Origin of the sequence: Uliginosibacterium gangwonense DSM 18521, from assembly GCF_000373965.1 — a bacterium.
In the GTDB taxonomy this organism is placed as follows: Bacteria; Pseudomonadota; Gammaproteobacteria; order Burkholderiales; family Rhodocyclaceae; genus Uliginosibacterium; species Uliginosibacterium gangwonense.
The window spans coordinates 1-18,748 of sequence record NZ_KB892868.1; the positions used below are offsets into that span (position 1 = coordinate 1).

16 protein-coding genes and 7 tRNA genes are annotated in these 18,748 nt (G+C 56.5%); 8 read left to right on the forward strand and 15 right to left on the reverse strand.

Annotated elements, in window-relative coordinates:
• The 3 genes from B145_RS0122630 to B145_RS27900 all read left to right on the forward strand — a co-directional run.
• Nucleotides 1-784 (forward strand): DNA adenine methylase (locus B145_RS0122630; RefSeq protein WP_018610466.1); only part of this gene is annotated, 784 nt, incomplete at its 5' end.
• A 326-nt stretch (nucleotides 785-1,110) separates the two neighbouring features.
• Entirely contained in the window at nucleotides 1,111-1,581 is a 471-nt protein-coding gene (locus B145_RS0122635) for a GNAT family N-acetyltransferase (protein WP_018610468.1), read from the forward strand.
• 484 nt (nucleotides 1,582-2,065) lie between these two features.
• On the forward strand, nucleotides 2,066-3,058 hold the full coding sequence (locus B145_RS27900; RefSeq protein WP_018610470.1) for a hypothetical protein: 993 nt from the start codon (nucleotides 2,066-2,068) through the stop codon (nucleotides 3,056-3,058).
• 436 nt (nucleotides 3,059-3,494) lie between these two features.
• Here the strand turns inward: B145_RS27900 and B145_RS0122650 are convergent.
• The 4 genes from B145_RS0122650 to B145_RS0122665 all read right to left on the reverse strand — a co-directional run bounded on the left by B145_RS0122650 (nucleotide 3,495) and on the right by B145_RS0122665 (nucleotide 4,244).
• Nucleotides 3,495-3,570: transfer RNA gene (locus B145_RS0122650), tRNA-His, on the reverse strand.
• A 47-nt stretch (nucleotides 3,571-3,617) separates the two neighbouring features.
• A tRNA-Arg gene (locus B145_RS0122655) sits at nucleotides 3,618-3,694 on the reverse strand.
• 42 nt (nucleotides 3,695-3,736) lie between these two features.
• A tRNA-Pro gene (locus tag B145_RS0122660) sits at nucleotides 3,737-3,813 on the reverse strand.
• A gap of 233 nt (nucleotides 3,814-4,046) precedes the next feature.
• Nucleotides 4,047-4,244, reverse strand: coding sequence for a YgaP family membrane protein (locus B145_RS0122665; RefSeq protein ID WP_018610472.1), 198 nt, complete (start codon nucleotides 4,242-4,244; stop codon nucleotides 4,047-4,049).
• Nucleotides 4,245-4,469: 225 nt separating this feature from the next.
• On the opposite strand from B145_RS0122665, the gene B145_RS0122670 reads away from it, so the two are divergent.
• Nucleotides 4,470-4,817 carry an ArsR/SmtB family transcription factor gene (locus B145_RS0122670; RefSeq protein WP_026259413.1) on the forward strand — a complete coding sequence of 116 codons (348 nt, stop codon included), beginning with the start codon at nucleotides 4,470-4,472 and terminating at the stop codon, nucleotides 4,815-4,817.
• Nucleotides 4,818-4,890: 73 nt separating this feature from the next.
• On the opposite strand, the gene B145_RS0122675 is transcribed toward B145_RS0122670, so the two are convergent.
• The 5 genes from B145_RS0122675 to B145_RS0122695 form a co-directional block, all read right to left on the reverse strand.
• Entirely contained in the window at nucleotides 4,891-5,994 is a 1,104-nt protein-coding gene (locus B145_RS0122675; protein ID WP_018610476.1) for a nucleotidyltransferase family protein, read from the reverse strand.
• Between the two features lie 194 nt (nucleotides 5,995-6,188).
• Nucleotides 6,189-6,265: transfer RNA gene (locus B145_RS0122680), tRNA-Arg, on the reverse strand.
• Nucleotides 6,266-6,400: 135 nt separating this feature from the next.
• Nucleotides 6,401-6,477 (reverse strand) — tRNA-Arg (locus B145_RS0122685).
• Between the two features lie 12 nt (nucleotides 6,478-6,489).
• Nucleotides 6,490-6,583: transfer RNA gene (locus B145_RS0122690), tRNA-Ser, on the reverse strand.
• A 48-nt stretch (nucleotides 6,584-6,631) separates the two neighbouring features.
• Nucleotides 6,632-7,861: an aspartate kinase gene (locus B145_RS0122695; protein ID WP_018610477.1), complete on the reverse strand. Its 1,230-nt coding sequence runs from the start codon at nucleotides 7,859-7,861 to the stop codon at nucleotides 6,632-6,634.
• A 301-nt stretch (nucleotides 7,862-8,162) separates the two neighbouring features.
• On the opposite strand from B145_RS0122695, the gene B145_RS0122700 reads away from it, so the two are divergent.
• Entirely contained in the window at nucleotides 8,163-8,456 is a 294-nt protein-coding gene (locus tag B145_RS0122700; protein ID WP_018610478.1) for a helix-turn-helix domain-containing protein, read from the forward strand.
• 155 nt (nucleotides 8,457-8,611) lie between these two features.
• Nucleotides 8,612-9,058 carry a 6-carboxytetrahydropterin synthase QueD gene (gene queD, locus B145_RS0122710; protein WP_026259414.1) on the forward strand — a complete coding sequence of 149 codons (447 nt, stop codon included), beginning with the start codon at nucleotides 8,612-8,614 and terminating at the stop codon, nucleotides 9,056-9,058.
• A 63-nt stretch (nucleotides 9,059-9,121) separates the two neighbouring features.
• Here the strand turns inward: queD and B145_RS0122715 are convergent, their stop codons facing one another.
• The 3 genes from B145_RS0122715 to rlmD all read right to left on the reverse strand — a co-directional run bounded on the left by B145_RS0122715 (nucleotide 9,122) and on the right by rlmD (nucleotide 11,783).
• Complete coding sequence (locus tag B145_RS0122715) at nucleotides 9,122-10,234, reverse strand: acyltransferase family protein (protein ID WP_026259415.1); 1,113 nt, start codon at nucleotides 10,232-10,234, stop codon at nucleotides 9,122-9,124.
• A 61-nt stretch (nucleotides 10,235-10,295) separates the two neighbouring features.
• Nucleotides 10,296-10,385, reverse strand: a tRNA-Ser gene (locus B145_RS0122720).
• A gap of 93 nt (nucleotides 10,386-10,478) precedes the next feature.
• Nucleotides 10,479-11,783, reverse strand: coding sequence for a 23S rRNA (uracil(1939)-C(5))-methyltransferase RlmD (gene rlmD / locus B145_RS0122725; protein ID WP_018610482.1), 1,305 nt, complete (start codon nucleotides 11,781-11,783; stop codon nucleotides 10,479-10,481).
• 253 nt (nucleotides 11,784-12,036) lie between these two features.
• On the opposite strand from rlmD, the gene B145_RS0122730 reads away from it, so the two are divergent.
• The gene (locus B145_RS0122730; RefSeq protein WP_018610483.1) at nucleotides 12,037-12,258 is read left to right on the forward strand and encodes a hypothetical protein; all 222 of its coding nucleotides are present in this window, start codon (nucleotides 12,037-12,039) and stop codon (nucleotides 12,256-12,258) included.
• Nucleotides 12,259-12,619: 361 nt separating this feature from the next.
• On the opposite strand, the gene B145_RS0122735 is transcribed toward B145_RS0122730, so the two are convergent.
• From B145_RS0122735 to parC, 3 genes are all read right to left on the reverse strand, one after another.
• A complete protein-coding gene (locus B145_RS0122735) occupies nucleotides 12,620-13,720 on the reverse strand; it encodes a sugar kinase (RefSeq protein ID WP_018610484.1) in 1,101 nt (366 codons plus the stop codon).
• 22 nt (nucleotides 13,721-13,742) lie between these two features.
• Complete coding sequence (locus tag B145_RS0122740) at nucleotides 13,743-14,429, reverse strand: bifunctional 4-hydroxy-2-oxoglutarate aldolase/2-dehydro-3-deoxy-phosphogluconate aldolase (RefSeq protein WP_026259416.1); 687 nt, start codon at nucleotides 14,427-14,429, stop codon at nucleotides 13,743-13,745.
• A 346-nt stretch (nucleotides 14,430-14,775) separates the two neighbouring features.
• The gene (parC, locus tag B145_RS0122745; protein WP_018610486.1) at nucleotides 14,776-17,169 is read right to left on the reverse strand and encodes a DNA topoisomerase IV subunit A; all 2,394 of its coding nucleotides are present in this window, start codon (nucleotides 17,167-17,169) and stop codon (nucleotides 14,776-14,778) included.
• Between the two features lie 275 nt (nucleotides 17,170-17,444).
• On the opposite strand from parC, the gene B145_RS0122750 reads away from it, so the two are divergent.
• A complete protein-coding gene (locus B145_RS0122750) occupies nucleotides 17,445-18,602 on the forward strand; it encodes an oligogalacturonate lyase family protein (RefSeq protein ID WP_018610487.1) in 1,158 nt (385 codons plus the stop codon).
• The last annotated feature ends 146 nt before the right edge of the window (nucleotides 18,603-18,748 follow it).

The following is an 18,748-nucleotide window of genomic DNA, read 5'->3' on the forward strand; positions in this document are numbered from 1 at the left end:
TCCGATCATTCCCTGGCTAGGCGGCAAACGACGCTTGGCTGATAGATTGTTGCCGCTATTCCCGCCGCATGAATGCTATGTGGAATTGTTCTGTGGAGGTGCTGCACTGTACTTCCTGCGCCCGGTGCCCGCAGGCACCGAGGTACTCAATGATGTGAATGGCGAACTGGTGAATCTGTACCGCGTGGTGCAGCATCACATGGAAGAGTTCGTGCGCCAGTTCAAGTGGGCGATCACCAGTCGGCAAGTATTTAAGTGGATGCAAAATCAGTCCACCGAATCCTTGACGGACATCCAGCGGGCCGCCCGCTTTTACTATTTGCAGCAGCATGCCTTCGGCGGCAAAGTGCAGGGGCAATCCTTCGGCACCGCCACCACCGGGCCAGCGATCAACCTATGCCGCATAGAAGAAAACCTGAGTGCGGCCCATCTGCGCCTTGCAGGGACGTATGTTGAACATTTGTCCTGGCAGGAATGCTTCAAGCGTTATGATCGGGCGCACACGTTCTTCTACGCTGATCCGCCTTACTGGCAAACCGAAGGCTATGGGGTGCCCTTTGACTTCGACCAGTACACACAACTGGCAGAAGCGATGCGCACCTGCAAAGGGCGTGTCATGGTCAGCATCAACGACCACCCCGACATTCGGGCCGCTTTCGACGGTTTCTGGATGGAGGGACTGGACATCAAATATGCTACAGCCAATGCACATGGCGCCCCTAAAACCAGCCGGGAGCTGGTGATTGCCAATTGGGAACCGCAGGTGTTTGGGGATCTGCTCTGATCCCTTTGCCCCTCAGTGCTGCTTCAACTGGGTACGGTGCTGCTGCTATGATGTCGCTTTGATGGACATTGTTCGGCAGCAACCAGCCATGAACGGACGGTCACGCCACATATCGAAAGTGGGCATTCGTAGGGCGAAGAAGGGAACAATGAAGCGAAGCGGAATTGCGCCGGATGGGGTGATCTCGGAACGCTTCTTCATACGGCGCAATTCGCTGTGCTCATTGACGCCCTACAAGTCGTGTCGGATGATCCAGTGTGCGCCGTACGCGGTGCCCGTCCGCTTGACTAGCGAGACGGTATCTACGTGCTGGAGAGCCTACACCCATGCCCGCGAATTTTTCACCTCACGTATCAATCACACTCACTTCCGTCGCTGCGAACGATGCTGAAGCACTCGTTGCACTTCGGATCGCGGCCATGCGTGACAGCTTGGAACGCATTGGGCGCTTTGATCCAGTGAGGGCGAGAGAGCGCTTCCTATCGAATTTCTCGCCCGAGCATGCGCGCCACATCGAAGTACAGGGCAGGCGCGTAGGTTTCGTTGTGGCGCGACCACAGGCCGATTTTGTGCTTCTTGATCACCTCTACGTCCACCCGAGCAGCCAAGGCCAAAGCATCGGCGCAACAGTCCTCGCTCAAATCATCCAAGAGGCCAACGTCATGGCTCTCCCAGTTCGGGTCGGCGCGCTGCGCGAAAGCGACTCAAATCGGTTTTATGTGCGCCATGGTTTCCAGTTGGTCGAGCAAAGCGAATTCGACAACTACTATGTGCGTCCGAGTAACCATGCTTTCTAACACCTCGGTCGAGGGGACGTTAAAACGTCTGCTTCCGATAACTTCAACCGTCGCCTTTGGGTCCAGACTGTGCAAAAACGTAATGAAGAGCCGGATTTGCAATTTTCCGGGAGTTACTTTACCTCTCCCGCATGAACGATTGTTGCGTATGGGCCGTTTTAAAGGGTCGGTTTTTTGTCCCCTGGAATTCCACAGCGTTTTTACACGGCCTCGGTCGGAAGTGAGCATTGACGAATTGGCCAATATCGATACAACATTGAATGCCGGAGTTCGGCCAGAAGCGGACGGTCGAGTCTGACCCTCAAAAGCCGTCGTTCGTTACTGCTGCTTTTTCTGGCAATTTAGTACGCTGATAGATCTGGAACAGTATCGCGGAGACGCAGAGTCTGAGCCGGTCTCCATGCATTAACGCCCGCCAGGTTATGCAGCAGACCGCCAAGTTATGGCGCAATATTGCTGTTCAAATTCATAGTTAGGGGAGCCAATGGGACTATTCGATTTCCTGTTCGGTGCCAAGAAGGCGACGGAGTCGACCCAACCGAGTTCTCGGGTCACGTCGAAAAAGGACGTGACCTTCCTCGACAACTTCGTTGAAATTCCGTCATTGGGTTTCTTTGGCCAATTTAGAAGGTCACGCTCTGGCGAGTGGATCATATGCTGGAGCGATAGCGACGAGCAAAACCATAGAGGTGGTCATCGAGACAGTGGTCACGGCCGCTATGTCTTATACAACGCCAACAAGAATACGGTTGCAGTGCAGGGCCGGGTGGAACGCCCGAATTCAGGCAGTGTCGCTGACAACGGCAATTTCTCCATCGAAGACTGGCATTTCGGGAGCGAGCTCTCCGGAACGTTCCACGTCTTTTCTTCTGATGGGCGCAACCTCATCAAGAAGAAGTTTCAGGCCAACCTATACAACAGCGCCATATCCGATAGTGGGCGGTTTGCCGTCTGCCAAACCGCTAACGCTCCAACAGGCGAGGATGGAAACAGATTCACAGCGTTTGATGTGGAAGGGAACGCTGAGCTATTTTCCGTATACCCACCCACTGGATGGGCCGATACGTATACCTTCGTAGAAAACGTCCCACAATTTGGCGTCGCCATAAATCGGATCGGCACGTTCTACTACGATGTACAGGGCAATCTCATCGACCCCGAGAAATTCGAGATAGCGCGGCTTCACTGCGATAGGTATGACGTCGTTCTGTTAACTGCGGAAGATATTCTCAAGTCTGCCAACCTCAATGACGAGCTTGCCAACCAAGCACTTGAAGCTGCCACCAGGGCACTTTCGCTCGGCGCAGAAAAGGATCAAGGCTGGAAAGCCATAGCTCTCAAGATTCAGGGCTTGGCTCACGAGCGCCTGCGCAACGACGAGGCAGCTATTGCTGCGTTTGATGCGGCATTGCTAATAAATCCGAAGATTGGCGTCAAGCGCAAGGCTGATTCCCTGAGAAAGAAACTTGCGCGATGAACGGCTCCCCTAACACTGCGTTCGAGGGGACGCTTCGCCTATCGGCAGCGCGCCCCTCAACTTCACGTTGAACGTCTGCTTTCCGCGAGCCTGAGCGTCCGTAATGGGTCGATTGTTGCCTCTCAGCATCATCCGTTGAGTAGCCAGATAGGGGACAGTGGGCTGCCAAATTCCAGTGAGCCAAACTGGTCATGGTTGCAGGGAGTGATGACAATTAACGCGCAAATCGAATGCGTTCCTTGCTAGCTGTGAAGTGCCAAAATTAACGCAAATGGGTGCCAAAACTGGCGCCGCGTTACAACAAGGCCCGCGAAAGCGGGTTTTTCTTTGGCAGGAAGCAGATGAAACGGATATGAAAAAGCCCGCATAGCGCGGGCTTTTGTAGAACAGTTAGCATTTTGTAGATTATCCACAATCCGCTAACTCTTTGAATTACTGGGGCGATAGATGGGAATCGAACCCACGACACCTGGAGCCACAATCCAGTGCTCTACCAACTGAGCTACTACCGCCACCGTGGATCAGCGCATGTGATTGCACTAACCCGAAAACCTTTACCTGGCCTGCCCGAAGGGAATCGAACCCCTAACCTACGGCTTAGAAGGCCGTTGCTCTATCCAGTTGAGCTACGGGCAGATTCCTTGCTCATTCAAGCAGCCCTCGGTCCGGCAACACAACTGGTCGGGGTGAGAGGATTCGAACCTCCGACATCTTGCTCCCAAAGCAAGCGCGCTACCGGACTGCGCTACACCCCGAGGGAGAAGAATCATAAACGATCCATGCAGCCCAAGTCAAATGTTTGGCCGCATTTTTTGGTTGAGAGCTTTGGCGAGTCTTGATGCAAGCTGTTTTCAGCGCATGCAGTGCCCCCTCTAAAACCTTAGAGCCTGTCTGCAACCTTGGTATGAGAACATTTAGGCTCATGCGTTTCACAGGTATATCCCGTACATAGGTTGCTGCACGTTGCCCCCTGCTCTCGCCTCAATCCTTAGTTCTTTTTGCTCATTGGGCAGGTATTGATGCCCAACAGGGGGTACAGCGGGCAGAAGCGGAAAAGTCCGGTCGCAATGGATACAACGCCAATCCACCCCCAGGGGCCAATGACGCCGAATGCAGCCAGGGCGACAAGCAGCACGCCTGCCAGAATACGCAATGCACGATCAATACCGCCTACGTTTGTTTTCATCACTTCCTCCTGTTGAGCTGACTGATGGCACGCCGTGGTTTGGCCTGCCCGAAAACTGTGACGCCATTTGCGGGGTGTGCTTCTCTAGCGCGATCTCGGTGAATGTGCACTTGTTTTTATTTAAATTATCGCTATATAGTTATAATGTCAATGTGAGTTTCCAGCATGTCAGGCGGGGATATAATGAAACATCGTGACTCGTCTCCTTCTGAAAGCGATTTTTGCATGCAAGCCCTAGATGAATCCGCACTGAACCACGTGGCAGCCTATTTCCGTGCTTTGTCAGAACCGAACCGGCTGCGCATTTTGAATACGCTGAGAAACGGCGAGAAGAATGTGAGCCAGATTACCCAGCTCACTGGCTGTGGGCAGGCGAATATTTCCAAACATCTGGCGCTGCTGTATGAGGCAGGCTTGGTCTTGCGAGAAACGCAGGGGACGGCTACATATTACCGGATCGCAGATCAGGCGACGTTTGATCTATGCGATATCGTGTGCGGCAATGTTGCCAAAATCGTTTCACGGCAGCACGACAGCACGGCGGCGTTACGTGCGCAGTTGACTGCCAGATAGATTTTCTTCCAAAAAACAAAAGCTGGCCTACCCACGGCCAGCTTTTTGCACGAACATACGGCGCCTAAAGTAATCAGGCGCGCGAGTCGCCCCAGCGCAGAGTCGTCCGATCATCCCCCGCGTAGATGGTATAACCGGTGCGATCCACGCAGTAGCGGGAAGAGACCACCATTTCAGCCATGGTCATCCCGGCCCCGACGCGGGTGTATTCAAAGATGACGCTACGCACCAGGGTGGCACCCTGGCGGATATGGCAGCCATGCCCGATCCAGGTGGGGCCAATGATCGTAGTACCTGCTTCGATCTTGACGCTGGAGCCGATGTACACCGGGCCCTCGATATTGACCTGATCCCAGTCGATACGCGTATTCAAGCCCACCCACACACCAGGGCGAATCTCTTTGCCGGGCATGTCCATCTGGGCAATCTCGCCACGAAGCACGCGCTGCAATACCGCCCAATAATCGGTGACCCGGCCAATGTCGATCCAGTTGAAAAAACGCTGCTGGGCATAGAAGGGCAAGCCCTTTGCTACCAGAGAAGGGAAAAGCTGGCTGCCGATGTCATACACCTGATTCGAGGGGACCAGATCAATGACTTCGGGTTCAAAAATGTAGATCCCCGTCGAGGCCAAAGTGCTCTTGGCCTCTTCAGGCTTGGGCTTTTCCTGGAAGGAAAGCACCTTGCCGTCCTCATCCGCCACCACGATCCCGTAGTTTTTCACCTCGGGCAGCGGTACATCCAGGGTCACAACACTGGCAATGGCCTTTTTGGCGTGATGTTCTGCCACGGCAGCGCCGATATCCAGATCGATAATGGCGTCACCACAGAGTACCAGCGTGGTTTCATCGAAAAAGCCACTGTTGTCCTGAATGCGCTTCATCCCCCCTGCCGAGCCGATGGGGGCGGGAATGATGTCACCGTTCTCATAGGCGCCTTCATAGGAGTAGCCGATTTCGACGCCCCAACGATGGCCGTCGCCAAAGTATTCCTCAATCTTGCGATGTAGGAAGGCGACGTTGATCATGATTTCGCGCACGCCATGGCGGGCCAGGTGTTCAATGATGTATTCCAGAACCGGCTTACCCAGGATGGGAATCATCGGTTTGGGGATATCCTTGGTCAGCGGTCGAACACGCGTCCCCTGCCCTGCGGCAAGAATCATTGCCTTTGCCATACACACCTCTCTCCGCGAATAGCGCTTCTGAAGTACGCTATCTTACCGGGAATTGGTGCGGCGCCATATGCCAGTCAGCTGTAGACTTAAGCTTACTGATCACGCCAGGGATCAATCCACGAGCAACACAAAGGAAAATGGAACGGTCAAGAAAGCAAAAGGGCCTGTCTTTCGACAGGCCCTTTTGACAAAACTGGCGCGCCCGGAAGGATTCGAACCTCCTACCCCTTGGTTCGTAGCCAAGTACTCTATCCAGATGAGCTACGGGCGCAATTGAGAGATGGGATTATGCACAAACTCTCGATTTTGTGCAAGACATTTTTTTGATGCCTACTGTTTTTGCAGCCTGACATCGCCAGAATATCAAAACGAAGGGCCTTGTCGGAACAAGGCCCTTTGCGAAAACTGGTGCGCCCGGAAGGATTCGAACCTCCTACCCCTTGGTTCGTAGCCAAGTACTCTATCCAGATGAGCTACGGGCGCAGTTTCTTCTGTTGGCGGAGAGTGAGGGATTCGAACCCTCGATACAGGTTTTAGCCCGTATGCTCCCTTAGCAGGGGAGTGCCTTCGACCACTCGGCCAACTCTCCAACGCAGAAGAGGGCGCATTATATGATGCACCCGGCACTTCGTCAATCTCAGCCTTGCACAACATCCAGATCAAAAGCTTTGTGCAGCACGCGCACGGCCAATTCCAGGTATTTCTCTTCAATCGCCACCGAGATCTTGATCTCGGAGGTAGAGATCATCTGGATGTTGATCCCTTCTTCAGCCAGGGTGCGGAACATGCGGCTGGCGATACCTACGTGCGAGCGCATGCCCACGCCGACCACGGAAACCTTGGCCATCGAACGGTCAGCACGGATATCACGGGCGCCGATGTGCTTGCACACCGAGGTCAGGATTTCCTTGGTACGGTCGAAAGAGCCACGCGGCGCGGTAAAGGAGAAATCGGTCAAGCCGTCGGAACCAACGTTCTGGATGATCATGTCGACATCAATGTTGGCCTCGGCCACCGGCCCCAGGATCTGGTAGGCGATACCAGGACGATCCGGCACACCCACGACGGTGAATTTTGCTTCATCGCGGCTGGCTGCAATACCAGAGATGATCGGTTGTTCCATCTTGATGTCATCCTCAAAAGTAATCAGCGTGCCCTCGCCTTCATCCTGGAAGCTGGAGAGCACTCTCAGTCGAACCTTGTACTTGCCTGCGAATTCCACTGAGCGGATCTGCAGCACCTTGGAGCCCAGGCTGGCCAGCTCCAGCATCTCCTCAAAGGTGATGGTGTCAAGCTTACGGGCCTCGGGCACGATGCGCGGGTCGGTGGTATAAACGCCGTCCACATCGGTATAGATCTGGCATTCATCGGCCTTCAGCGCAGCAGCAAGCGCCACCCCGGTGGTGTCCGACCCGCCACGGCCCAGCGTGGTGATGTTGCCAACATCATCCACCCCCTGGAAGCCTGCGACGACCACGACACAGCCTTCGTCCAGATCGCGGCGCATGCTTTCTTCATCAATGCGCTGGATGCGGGCCTTGGTAAAGGCGCTGTCAGTCAGAATGCGCACTTGGGCACCCGTATAGCTGCGGGCTTTGATCCCCAGATCCATGAGCGCCATGCTCAAAAGACCTATGGTGACCTGCTCGCCAGTCGAAATCACCACATCCAGCTCGCGTGGATCTGGCTGGGCCTGCACTTCTTTGGCCAGCGTGATCAGGCGGTTGGTCTCGCCGCTCATCGCGGAAACTACCACCACCAGTTTGTGCCCCTGCGCGTGCCATTTGGCCACACGCTTGGCTACGTTTTTGATCCGCTCGGGGTTGCCGACCGAGGTACCACCGTATTTCTGAACAATTAGCGCCATCGCAATGCCATCACACCCGGTGAAAAGCTTCAGATTTTACCGCAATATCGACCACTACCGCACAAAAGACTCGTACAAGCCGCTTGACGTAGACACCTTTTGTAACGATACGACAGGTCACTTTTCTTGAATGATCACGGAATATTGACCTATACTGGTTCTAGCATAGTACTAAAGGCGTATGTTTTTACAAAATTACACCTTTGGCGGCAGGTAGTTACGAGATTCTGATTTGAGCCCCCAGGCCGCCATCCTTGCTGGCCGCCGCTTATACGACCACCATATACAGGAAAATTGACTCATGAAAATGCTTGAGAATATCGATGTACGCGAAATCCGCACCAAGCTGGGTCTGAACCAGTCGGAATTCTGGTCTCAACTTGGCGTCACGCAAAGTGGGGGTTCCCGCTATGAGAGCGGACGTAACATCCCGCGCCCCGTTCAGGCTCTGCTGCGCCTTGTACATATTGAACAAGTCGATATCAGCAAGATCCGCAAGGAAGACCTCGAAGTCATCGAATACCTGCGTACCCAGAAGCCGGATCTGCTCAAGACCCTGAAGAAAGAAGCCAAGACCAAGAAGCGCGACAAGTAAGCCGCTGCACCCCATACCCGTGGAGTTGCGTCCCGCCCGCCAGGAATGCTGGCGGGTCACAATCGCACCTCCCCACGTTCGCCCATGGTCCAGATCATGGGCGAATTTGTTTGGGCCACTGTATACTCAGCCCACTTTAACAAACAGGTTTGGCCGTGATCATCACACGCAGACTCGAATTTGATGCAGGGCACCGCATCCCGGACCATCGCAGCCTATGCCGCCATCTGCATGGTCACCGTTATGCCATCGAGGTAACGGTATCAGGCGACATCACACGGATGGATGGCGACCCACGCAACGGGATGGTGGTAGATTTTTCAGAGATCAAAACGCTGATCAAGCAGTTGATCGTAGATCGCTGGGACCATGCTTTTCTCGCCTACCAGGGCGATGCGGCTATCATCGCCTTCCTGGAAACACTCCCCGATCATCGCACCGTGGTGCTGGATGTTGTCCCCACTGCCGAAAATCTGGCACAGAAGGCCTTTGACCTGCTGGACACTCCAGTTGGCGTACTGGCCAACAAATCCCTGCGGCTGGAGAACGTTCGCATCTATGAAACGCCCAATTGCTGGGCGGATGCCAAGCGCAAAAACTGAAACACCCCAAGCATCAATCCGACGAAGCGCACAGCCGCTCAGTCGGATTGATTGCCACTCTGCTCAGATATTCGCCCAAAAGCGCCAGTGCATCGCGCTGGCTGACCGGAGCGAAGCCAGCACCCGTTGCAGGATCAGTTCCGCGCGCTGATCCACCCGCACATGGAAGTATCTGGCAACACTCATGCTCGCCCACCAGGCAGCGCCCATGAATAACCACGCCCACGACACGGACAGGCTTTGGGCGACTTGGGCATAAACCGCATTCGCCAACATGCAGATTGGGAAATGCACCAGGAACAGAGAATACGACTCGCGTGACAATTGCTTGAGGCGCCCCCATTTCAGCATCGTGGCAAACATCCCAGTTCGCACATGCCCCCCCATGCATACGGCACACACCAGCGCCAGGGCGATGCGTTCACGAAAATCGATATACAGCGCCCCCACCACCGCCAGCATGCCAACCCCCAGCCAGAAGCAGGGCAGGCGTTGTTCCCGTGTCAGCCAGTAGCAGATCAACCCAAACGAGTAGGCTGCAAAGTGATAGGGCGCCACGATATCCCAGTCGGCATCACGATTGAATATGAACAGGGACAACACAGCCAGCATGGCCACCGAGGCAAGCCCGAGGAAACGTACCCAATGCGAGGTTCTCCCCAGGCGACGCGCAGCCCAGAACAGGAATATGGTAAGGGAATACAGCTGGAAATCGATGGCCACGTACCACACCCCGGCCGACAGCGCAGGCAGATGCAGCACGTCCTGAAGCAAAAAAACGTGGGCCAGTATCTGCAGAACACCCGGGGCTGCAGGAATGAAATCGTCCTGCAAAAAGCAGCGCGCCAGCCCTGCACAAACCACCCCACCTGCAACGGCCACGATCAAAGGAACAGCGAGGCGGGCATAACGATGCCAGATCAATTCAAGCGGGGCCGCCTGATTGAGCACACCACCGGGGGCAAGGCTGCGAGCCGCCAAAAACCCGCCCGTGACAAGAAACACCTGCACGGCCATTCGACCATAGGCGAAGAGCCAGCGGCTGCATTCAGGCACGAGGCGGCCCAACGCATCAGCGAGTGGGCCATAAGACGACAGGTGATGCAATACGATGATTTGAGAGGCCAAAACCTTCAAGCCATCAATAATCGACAACCTGGATAATTCGGGACGCATAGAACCAGCCCCATGACAGCAGGGCGGAAACAACCGGAAGGAAGACTGCCTGGAGAACTCCTGGCGGATAGGGTGAGATTCGAACTCACGAACGAGTTTCCTCGTCGCCGGTTTTCAAGACCGGTGCATTCAACCGCTCTGCCACCTATCCGTGGATGGGACGCACTACCAAGACACACACAACCACGAAGGCCGCAAGTTTACGGCCTTCAGCCATTGTATGCAAGGGCAGGCGGCCTAAATATTAGAATCCATCACGCTCAAACAACGCAATGGATTCCACATGCGAAGTCTGCGGGAACATGTTGGCGATTCCGGCACGCGTCAGGCGATATCCTTTCTCATGCACCAACACGGCAGCATCGCGGGCCAGGGTGGCTGGATTGCAGGAGACATACACAATGCGCGATGGGGAATCCTCGCCCAGCGCCTTGACCACAGCAATCGCACCTTCGCGTGGCGGGTCGATCAGCAGCTTGTCCAGATGCCCCAGGGTCGCCAAGCTCTCCGGCGTCGCCTCAAAGAGATTGGCCACCTGGAATTCACAACGTTCACCCAAACCATTCAGTTGCGCATTCTCTGCCGCACGCGCAACCAGCGCCGCACTCCCCTCAACCCCGACGACCCGGGCGCCACTGCGGGCGATTGGCAGGCTGAAATTCCCCAGACCACAGAACAGGTCGGCAATCCGTTCGTCGGGCTGAGGTGCCAGCAACTGCATGGCACGGCGCATCAGCAAACGGTTGATATGCACATTCACCTGCGTGAAATCGTTGGGGCGGAAACGCATCCGCACATCAAACTCCGGCAGGGTGTAATACAGGCAAGCTTCTTCCCCCTGATCCAAAGGACGCACCGTATCCGGCCCGCCCGGCTGAATCCACATACTGACGGCGTGTTCGGCGCCAAAAGCCAGCATGCGTGCTTCGTCCTGCTCAGTCAGGGGCAGCAGATTGCGGAATACCAACACCGTCTTGCCCTCGCCCACGGCGATTTCAACCTGCGGCATGCGGTCTGGCGCAGACAATCCGGTAACCAGGGGACGCAAGGGCAACAGCAGCGCAGAAATATGCGGAGGCAGAATCTCGCAAGAGCCCATGTCGGCAATGAAGCTGCTGCGCTTTTCGTGGAAGCCCACCAGCACCCCACCCTTCTTGGGCACCAGCCGCACACCGATCCGCGAGCGGTCGCGGTAGCCCCACGCCGGGCCATGAATGGCGGGCAGGAGTGCTTCAGGCTTCAGGCGTGCCAGGTGCCACAGGGCATCTTCCAGCACACGCTGCTTGGCAGCCACCTGGGCGGTAGCCTCCACATGCTGCATGCTACAGCCGCCACAGACACCAAAATACTGGCACTTGGGCGTGGTGCGCTGCGAGCTGGCCTTGAGCACCTTTGACAGGGTGGCTTGCTCGTAGCTCGGGCGCTTGCGATAGCTGGAGTACTCTACACGCTCACGCGGAAGCGCCCCTTCAATGAAAATGGCTTTGCCGTCGCAATGCGCAACACCCCGACCCTCATGGTCAAGCGATTCGATCAGTGCAACAGGCATTCCCACTCTCCCAAAAAACCGATCATTATAGAATAAAATACCGGTCATCAATTCGTAGTGTCGCAAATCTCCCCATCTGATCGGGGTTTACGTAGAATACTGCAACGGCATCTGCGCAAGCTCAAAAAGCACCGCATCGACTACGACACTTAGTCGAAAAATGCTACAATTTCGAATCGGTTGTGAATGCCGATCCTCGATTTTTTGGCTTGTTGCAAACGCTGTTGCTCATTTTTTGCAAGGGAAAATATCAATGAAACAGTCTCTCCTCGTCGCTGCTCTGATCGCTCTGGCTCTGTCTGCTTGTAAGAAGGAAGAACCGGCTCCTGCCGCTGTTGACTCCGCCCCGGCTGTTACCGCCCCGGCTGATTCCGCTCCTGCTGCCCCGGCTGATGCTTCCGCTCCCGCTGCTGATGCTTCCGCCGCTCCGGCTGATGCTTCCGCTCCGGCTGCTGACGCTTCCGCTGCCAAGTAATTTGGGTGGTTTCGAAAAAGCCGACCCTGGGTCGGCTTTTTTGTTGCCTGTTGTTGCCTGTTGTTGCCTGTCACCGCCTGCTGCGCCAATCTTTACACTTCTTTACACACCCTCAAAATGAGGCGTTTCCCTGCCATTGGCACACTTGCCCTGCAACTGTTTTGTAAGCATTTGTAATGCGCACCGCCCATAAAACGGGCACAGTGACCAATACATCCTGGCTGAACAATTCTGTTCTCTTCCCGATCCTCCCGTATTCTTGCCTGGGAAAACCGCTTCGTGATGGCCTGTCACGAAATTAGCCCATAAAAAAACCCGAAGGCTGACGCCTCCGGGTTTGTGGATAGGTACAGGTACGCGATCAGCGAATCACGCGAGCGCCCTTGCCCTTCATTGCAGCTTCAACTTCCTCAACGCGCACCATGGAGGTGTCACCCGGTGTGGTCATGGCCAGTGCGCCGTGGGCTGCGCCGTACTCGACAGCCGCTTGCGGGCCCTTGCCTTCCAGGAAGCCATAGGCCAGACCGGAGGCGAAACCGTCACCACCGCCGACGCGGTCGTAGATTTCCAGGTTTTCGCGCTTCATGGATTGGTACAGCTCGCCTTGGTAGTACAGCAGAGCGGACCAGTCATTCAGCGTGGCAGTCGTTGCCTTGCGCAGCGTGGTGGCAGCTACCTTGAAGTTGGGGAAGGCAGCCACGGCAGCCTGAATCATCTTCTTGAAGCTGTCGGTTTCGATCTTGGTCAAGTGCTCATCGGCGCCTTCCACTTCGAAGCCCAGGCAGGCGGTGAAGTCTTCTTCGTTACCGATCATCACGTCAACGTACTTGGCGATTTCACGGTTGATCTTCTGTGCGCCTTCCTTGCCACCCTGGCTCTTCCACAGTGATGCGCGGTAGTTCAGGTCATAGGCAACAACGGTGCCGTACTTCTTGGCAACTTCCACCGCTTCGATCACGGCTTCAGCGGTGTTGGAGGCCAGCGCGGCGAAGATGCCACCGGTCTGGAACCAACGCACGCCTTCTTCGCCGAAGAGCTTTTCCCAGTTCACTTCACCAGGGCGGATTTGCGAGGCGGCGGAGTGGCCACGGTCAGAGCAGCCCAAGGCGGGACGAACGCCAAAGCCCTTTTCCGTGAAGTTCAGACCAACGCGGGTGTTACGGCCCAGGCCGTCGAAATCACGCCAGATCACGTGGGACATATCCACGCCGCCTTGCATGATGAAGTCTTCAACCAGCCAGCCCAGATCGTTCTTGGGCAGAGCGGTGACGACAGCAGCACGCCTGCCCCAGCACTTGCGCATGGCGCGGGCAACGTTGTACTCGCCGCCGCCTTCCCACACCTGGAAGGAACGGGCATTGCGCACGCGGCCAAAGCCCGGGTCGAAACGCAGCATGACTTCGCCAAAAGACACGCAGTCCCACTTGGTCTCTGCAGCGGATTTGATGATCAATTCAGACATGTTTTATTCGCCCTTCTACAAATTACTTGGCGGCCAGCTCGGCGCGGATGGTCTTGATCAATTGAACGGTCTTGCGCACGTTCTCTTCGATGCCCTTGTAATCCTTGGCGTCGAGTAGCTTCTTGGTGATCATGTTCGAGCCGATGCCACAAGCTACGATGCCAGCGCCAAACCACTTGCGCAGGGATTCTTCGGTCGGTTCCACGCCGCCGGTGGGCATAATGCGCGTCCAGGGCATCGGGCCCATCACGGCCTTGACGAATTCGGGGCCACCCACGGAAGAACCTGGGAAGACCTTGACGATTTCACAGCCCAGCTCTTGGGCGTCGCCGATTTCGGTAGCCGAACCACAGCCGGGGCTGTAGGGCACGCCGCGACGGTTACAGACCTTGCCCACTTCTGCGTTGAGCAGCGGGCCGACGATGAACTTGGCGCCGTTGGCGATGTAGATGCCAGCGGTGGGGGCGTCAACAATGGAGCCCACGCCCATGATCACAGACGGATCAGCCTTGACGAAGTGCTTGGTCACGTCAAAGAAAACGTGCGAAGCGAAGTCCCCACGGTTGGTAAATTCAATGCATTTGGCACCGCCATTGGCACATGCCTGGATAACGTTGACGCAAACTTCCACATCCGGGTGGTAGAAAACCGGAATTACGCCCTGTTCCATCATTGCGGACAGAACGGCCATGCGATCTTTAGCAGCCATTTCAATCTCCCATCGGTAAAGCTCGCCGCGAACACGGCGCAGCGTGTAACGGCGCGTATTGTGGATGAAGGTCGGACAAGTATCAAGATTGGCCTGACCAATATTTGCAAGCAAAAATTCAGCGCTGGCCGGAAACCGCCCGCAGAAGCGCATCCGATAAGGCTTTGAGACTGACGGAACTTTTGTAGCGCCATTGATCAGGCGCACAAGTTTTGCGTTTGGACAAGCCGGAGCCACAAGCGGTCAGGCCGCTTGTAGCGCATGACGCTCCCTATTACAAAAGACACGGGGCGGGAGATCGGCATCGTCTGCCCACCTGTCCGCCCCGCTGTGCACAACTCGCCGCTTATTCTGCCGGACGCAAGCCGCTTGGCTTCACCTTCGGAGTAAGCGTGTCACCCTTACGGGCACGCTTGCCCCGGCAGGCATCCAGTGCGACGCCCTTGACGGTGAGTTCGACATCCTTGCCACCGCGCCCCGTGCCATTGACGACTACTGCATCGGTGGGCGGGCAGCAGACAGCCACCAGTTCTTCCTTCTCGTCCATGCCCATCACGATCATGCCGCGCCCGCGTGGCATCACCTTCATTTCGGCACGCGGGAAGTAGAGCAGGCGCCCGTTGGCAGATACTGCAGCCAGCCAGTCACCATACACCTTGGCGGGGGCAAGCACAGTTTCCTTGTCTTCCATGGTCATGAAAGCCTTGCCTGCACGCTGGCGGCTGGCCAGTTCTTCCAGCTTGGTGATGAAGCCATAGCTGCCCGAGTTGGCAAAGAAGTAGTCGCTGGCGGGGTCATCGGCCAGCGCCTGGGCGATCCGGGCACCGGGCTGCAATTCGATGAGGGTGGTAATCGGCACCCCGTCGCCCCGCCCACCAGGCAGATCGGCAATCCGCACCGAGTAGGCACGGCCCATGGTATCAAGCAGAATCAGGTGCCAGGTGGTACGCGCTTCAGCCACCAGGAAGGCGGTATCGCCGCCCTTCCAGCTCAGGGTCTGCGGATCAATGCCGTGGCCCTGGCGGCTACGCACCCAGCCGTTTTTCGACAGAATCACGGTAACCGGCTCATCCAGCACCGGTGCCTCGGTCGCCGCCACAGGCAGTGCGGCTTCGATCAAGGAGCGGCGGTCATCGCCATGCTTCTTGGTGTCTTCGCTGATTTCCTTGAGGATCAGCTTGGTCATCGCGTTGCGGTTTTCGAGCAGCTCGATCAAACCCGCACGCTCGTCACGCAAGCCGGAGAGTTCCTTCTCGATGGCGATGTATTCCAGCTTGGCCAATTGGCGCAGGCGGATTTCCAGAATATCCTCGGCCTGCATCTCGGTCAGCTCGAAGCGCGCCATCAGCTCGCTCTTGGGCTCATCCGACTCACGGATCACCTTGATGATTTCATCAATGTGCAGCCATGCAATCTGCCGCCCTTCCAGAATATGGATGCGGCGCTCCACCTGTCCCAGGCGATACTGGGTACGCCGCTCGACCGTGGTGAAGCGGAAGTCGATCCACTCCTGCAACAGCGTTTTCAGGCCCTTCTGTGCAGGGCGCCCATCCAGCCCGATCACCGTGAAGTTCATCGGCACCGAAGCTTCCAGACTGGTGTGCGCCAACAACACACGCATCATCTCCTCAGGGTCCTGGGTGCGCGTCTTGGGTTCGAGCACCAGACGCACGGGGTCGCGGTCGGAAGACTCATCACGGGCAGCATCCAGCACGCCCAGCACCAGCGCCTTGTTGTTCTTTTCGTCCTGGGTGATTTCCTTCTTGCCAGTCTTGGGCTGCGGGTTGGTCACCGATTCAATTTCGGAGAGGATCTTGGAACAGGACACCCCATGCGGCAGTTCCTCCACAATCACCCGCCACGCCCCACGCGCCAAGTGCTCAACACGCCAGCGTGCGCGCATGCGGATCGAGCCACGGCCCGATTCATAGGCATCGCGGATCACATTGGCAGGCGAGATGATCTGGCCGCCACCGGGGAAATCCGGCGCGGGCAACACTTCCAGAATGTCGTCCAGCGAAGAGGCGGGCTTCTTGATCAGCAGTTGCGCAGCGGCAGCTACTTCGCGCAGGTTGTGCGGCGGGCATTCGGTCGCCATCCCCACCGCGATCCCCGACGAACCATTGAGCAGCAGCATCGGCAGACGGGCGGGCAGCAACTTGGGCTCTTCGTCCCCACCATCGTAGTTGGGCACAAAATCCACGGTACCCATGTCGATTTCGGAGAGCAGCAACTCCGCCAGCGGCGTGAGGCGCATTTCGGTGTAACGCATGGCGGCAGCGCCGTCACCATCACGCGAGCCGAAGTTCCCCTGCCCATCAATCAAGGGGTAACGCAGCGAGAAATCCTGCGCCAAGCGCACCGAAGCGTCGTAGATCGACGAATCACCGTGCGGATGCAACTTACCCATCACGTCACCCACCACGCGCGCGGATTTCACCGGTTTGGAACCCGGCGCAAGCCGCATACGGTGCATCGTATAGAGGATGCGGCGCTGCACCGGCTTCATGCCATCTTCCACCTGCGGCAATGCGCGGCCACGCACCACGCTCATGGCGTAGGCGAGGTAGGCACGCTCGGCAAAGGCGGCAATCGGCAGATGGTCGTCGGGCAACTCGGTCAGACTCGGCGGCTCAGGTGGCGCGGGCGGCACATCCGCCTCGACAGCTTTCTCAGGGGGAACAGGGGCCGAAGCCTCGTCAGCAAAAAGGTCTTGCTCTTGATCGACAGGACGGGTCATTGCACTGCACAAGGGGGTAAATCGAGGCGCAGATTATCGCAGGGTATGGGCCCAGTCGTACATCCACCCAGCTTAATCAGCATGTAATCAGAACCATCTGGCCAAATCTGCGCGGCGCCACAAGGCCCTGTTTTTGATCCAATCCACTTTCAATTAAGACAATTTCACAAAAGGGAGCGGTAGCACGCTACTATATTTCTCTTGTTTTCTCTTGTGCGGACTGGGGCCCCCCAGTCTAAAATAAGGGTTTTCACCTACTCACCAGGATTTGCACGATGGCCAAGGGCAGCACCATTCAGTTCCAGTTTCAAGACTATTCCGATCCGACAACAGGTGTGCGTGTCACCCGCCTGTCTCCGGTGGATATGTCCTGCCCACGCAATTACTTCTACCAGAAGTGCTTCACCAACGATGGCCGTCATCTGCTGTTCGGGTGTGAAGTAGAAGAAGGCCACAACCTCTGGCTGCTGGATCTGCAAACGCAGATCGCCCGCCAACTGACTGAAGGCGCGGGGGACAACTACCACGGCTCCTTCATCTCGCCAGACGACAAATACGTTTTCTACGTGAAGAACCGCGACAACCTCTTCCGTGTGAATCTGGACACGCTGGAAGAAACCCTCGTCTATCGCGTCCCCGAAGGCTGGAAGGGCGCGGGCACCTGGGTGCCGAACTCCGCCTGTACCAAGCTTGCCGCCATGCTGATCCGCGCCTCCGATCTGGTCAGTGGTGGCACCGGCTGGGATCGCTTCCGCCGCCAGTTCGACGCCAAGCCCCTGCAACGCCTGCTCTCCATCGACATCGCCACCGGGGAAGCTACCGTCATCCACGAGCAGCAATGCTACCTGGGCCACCCGATGTTCCGCCCCAATGACGACAAGACCATGGGCTTCTGCCACGAAGGCCCGCACGATCTCGTGGATGCACGCATGTGGTTCATTGATGAAGACGGCAAGAACCTGCGCAAGGTGAAAGAACACGCCCCCGGTGAAGCCTGCATGCACGAATTCTGGGTGCCGGATGGCTCACAACTCATCTACGTGAGCTACATCAAGGGCGAACAGGCCCGCTACATCTGGGGTGCGGACCCGGACACGCTGGAAAACCGCATGCTCATGGAAATGCCTCCCTGCGCCCACCTGATGAGCAACGAGGATGGCAGCCTGCTGGTGGGCGACGGCGCCGGGCAACTGGGCGACGTGGCCGACAAGGAAGGCCACGCCTTCGAACCCGACCCTTACATCCATGTCTTTGACATGAAGACCCGTACCGCCCACAAGGTGTGCGAACACAACAGCACCTGGAAGGATTACAAAGGCAACCATCAGGCCACCCACCCACATCCTTCCTTTACCCCGGACGACAAGCGCGTTCTGTTCTCCAGCGACGTTACCGGCAAGCCTGCACTGTATCTGGCAGATTTGCCGCAGTAAATTCACGCTCGTCCAGATGATGAAAAGCCTCCCTTGCGGAGGCTTTTTTGCTTTGGATCATCTTGATCAGCAGAATTCCCGCATGGCCCCTTGCCGAGAAAATAATAAAAAGCTCAGAATAGTGTAAATTTATACACCATTCAACA

Excerpts from the sequence above, each read along its gene's own strand:
- B145_RS0122635 (WP_018610468.1), top strand. The coding sequence starts at position 1,111 with ATGCCCGCGAATTTTTCACCTCACGTATCAATCACACTCACTTCCGTC.
- B145_RS0122750 (WP_018610487.1), top strand. The coding sequence starts at position 17,445 with ATGGCCAAGGGCAGCACCATTCAGTTCCAGTTTCAAGACTATTCCGAT.
- B145_RS0122700 (WP_018610478.1), top strand. The coding sequence starts at position 8,163 with ATGAAAATGCTTGAGAATATCGATGTACGCGAAATCCGCACCAAGCTG.
- B145_RS0122735 (WP_018610484.1), bottom strand. The coding sequence starts at position 13,720 with ATGTCTGAATTGATCATCAAATCCGCTGCAGAGACCAAGTGGGACTGC.
- parC (WP_018610486.1), bottom strand. The coding sequence starts at position 17,169 with ATGACCCGTCCTGTCGATCAAGAGCAAGACCTTTTTGCTGACGAGGCT.
- B145_RS0122730 (WP_018610483.1), top strand. The coding sequence starts at position 12,037 with ATGAAACAGTCTCTCCTCGTCGCTGCTCTGATCGCTCTGGCTCTGTCT.
- B145_RS0122675 (WP_018610476.1), bottom strand. The coding sequence starts at position 5,994 with ATGGCAAAGGCAATGATTCTTGCCGCAGGGCAGGGGACGCGTGTTCGA.
- B145_RS0122670 (WP_026259413.1), top strand. The coding sequence starts at position 4,470 with ATGCAAGCCCTAGATGAATCCGCACTGAACCACGTGGCAGCCTATTTC.
- B145_RS0122715 (WP_026259415.1), bottom strand. The coding sequence starts at position 10,234 with ATGCGTCCCGAATTATCCAGGTTGTCGATTATTGATGGCTTGAAGGTT.
- rlmD (WP_018610482.1), bottom strand. The coding sequence starts at position 11,783 with ATGCCTGTTGCACTGATCGAATCGCTTGACCATGAGGGTCGGGGTGTT.
- B145_RS27900 (WP_018610470.1), top strand. The coding sequence starts at position 2,066 with ATGGGACTATTCGATTTCCTGTTCGGTGCCAAGAAGGCGACGGAGTCG.
- B145_RS0122695 (WP_018610477.1), bottom strand. The coding sequence starts at position 7,861 with ATGGCGCTAATTGTTCAGAAATACGGTGGTACCTCGGTCGGCAACCCC.
- B145_RS0122665 (WP_018610472.1), bottom strand. The coding sequence starts at position 4,244 with ATGAAAACAAACGTAGGCGGTATTGATCGTGCATTGCGTATTCTGGCA.
- B145_RS0122740 (WP_026259416.1), bottom strand. The coding sequence starts at position 14,429 with ATGGCTGCTAAAGATCGCATGGCCGTTCTGTCCGCAATGATGGAACAG.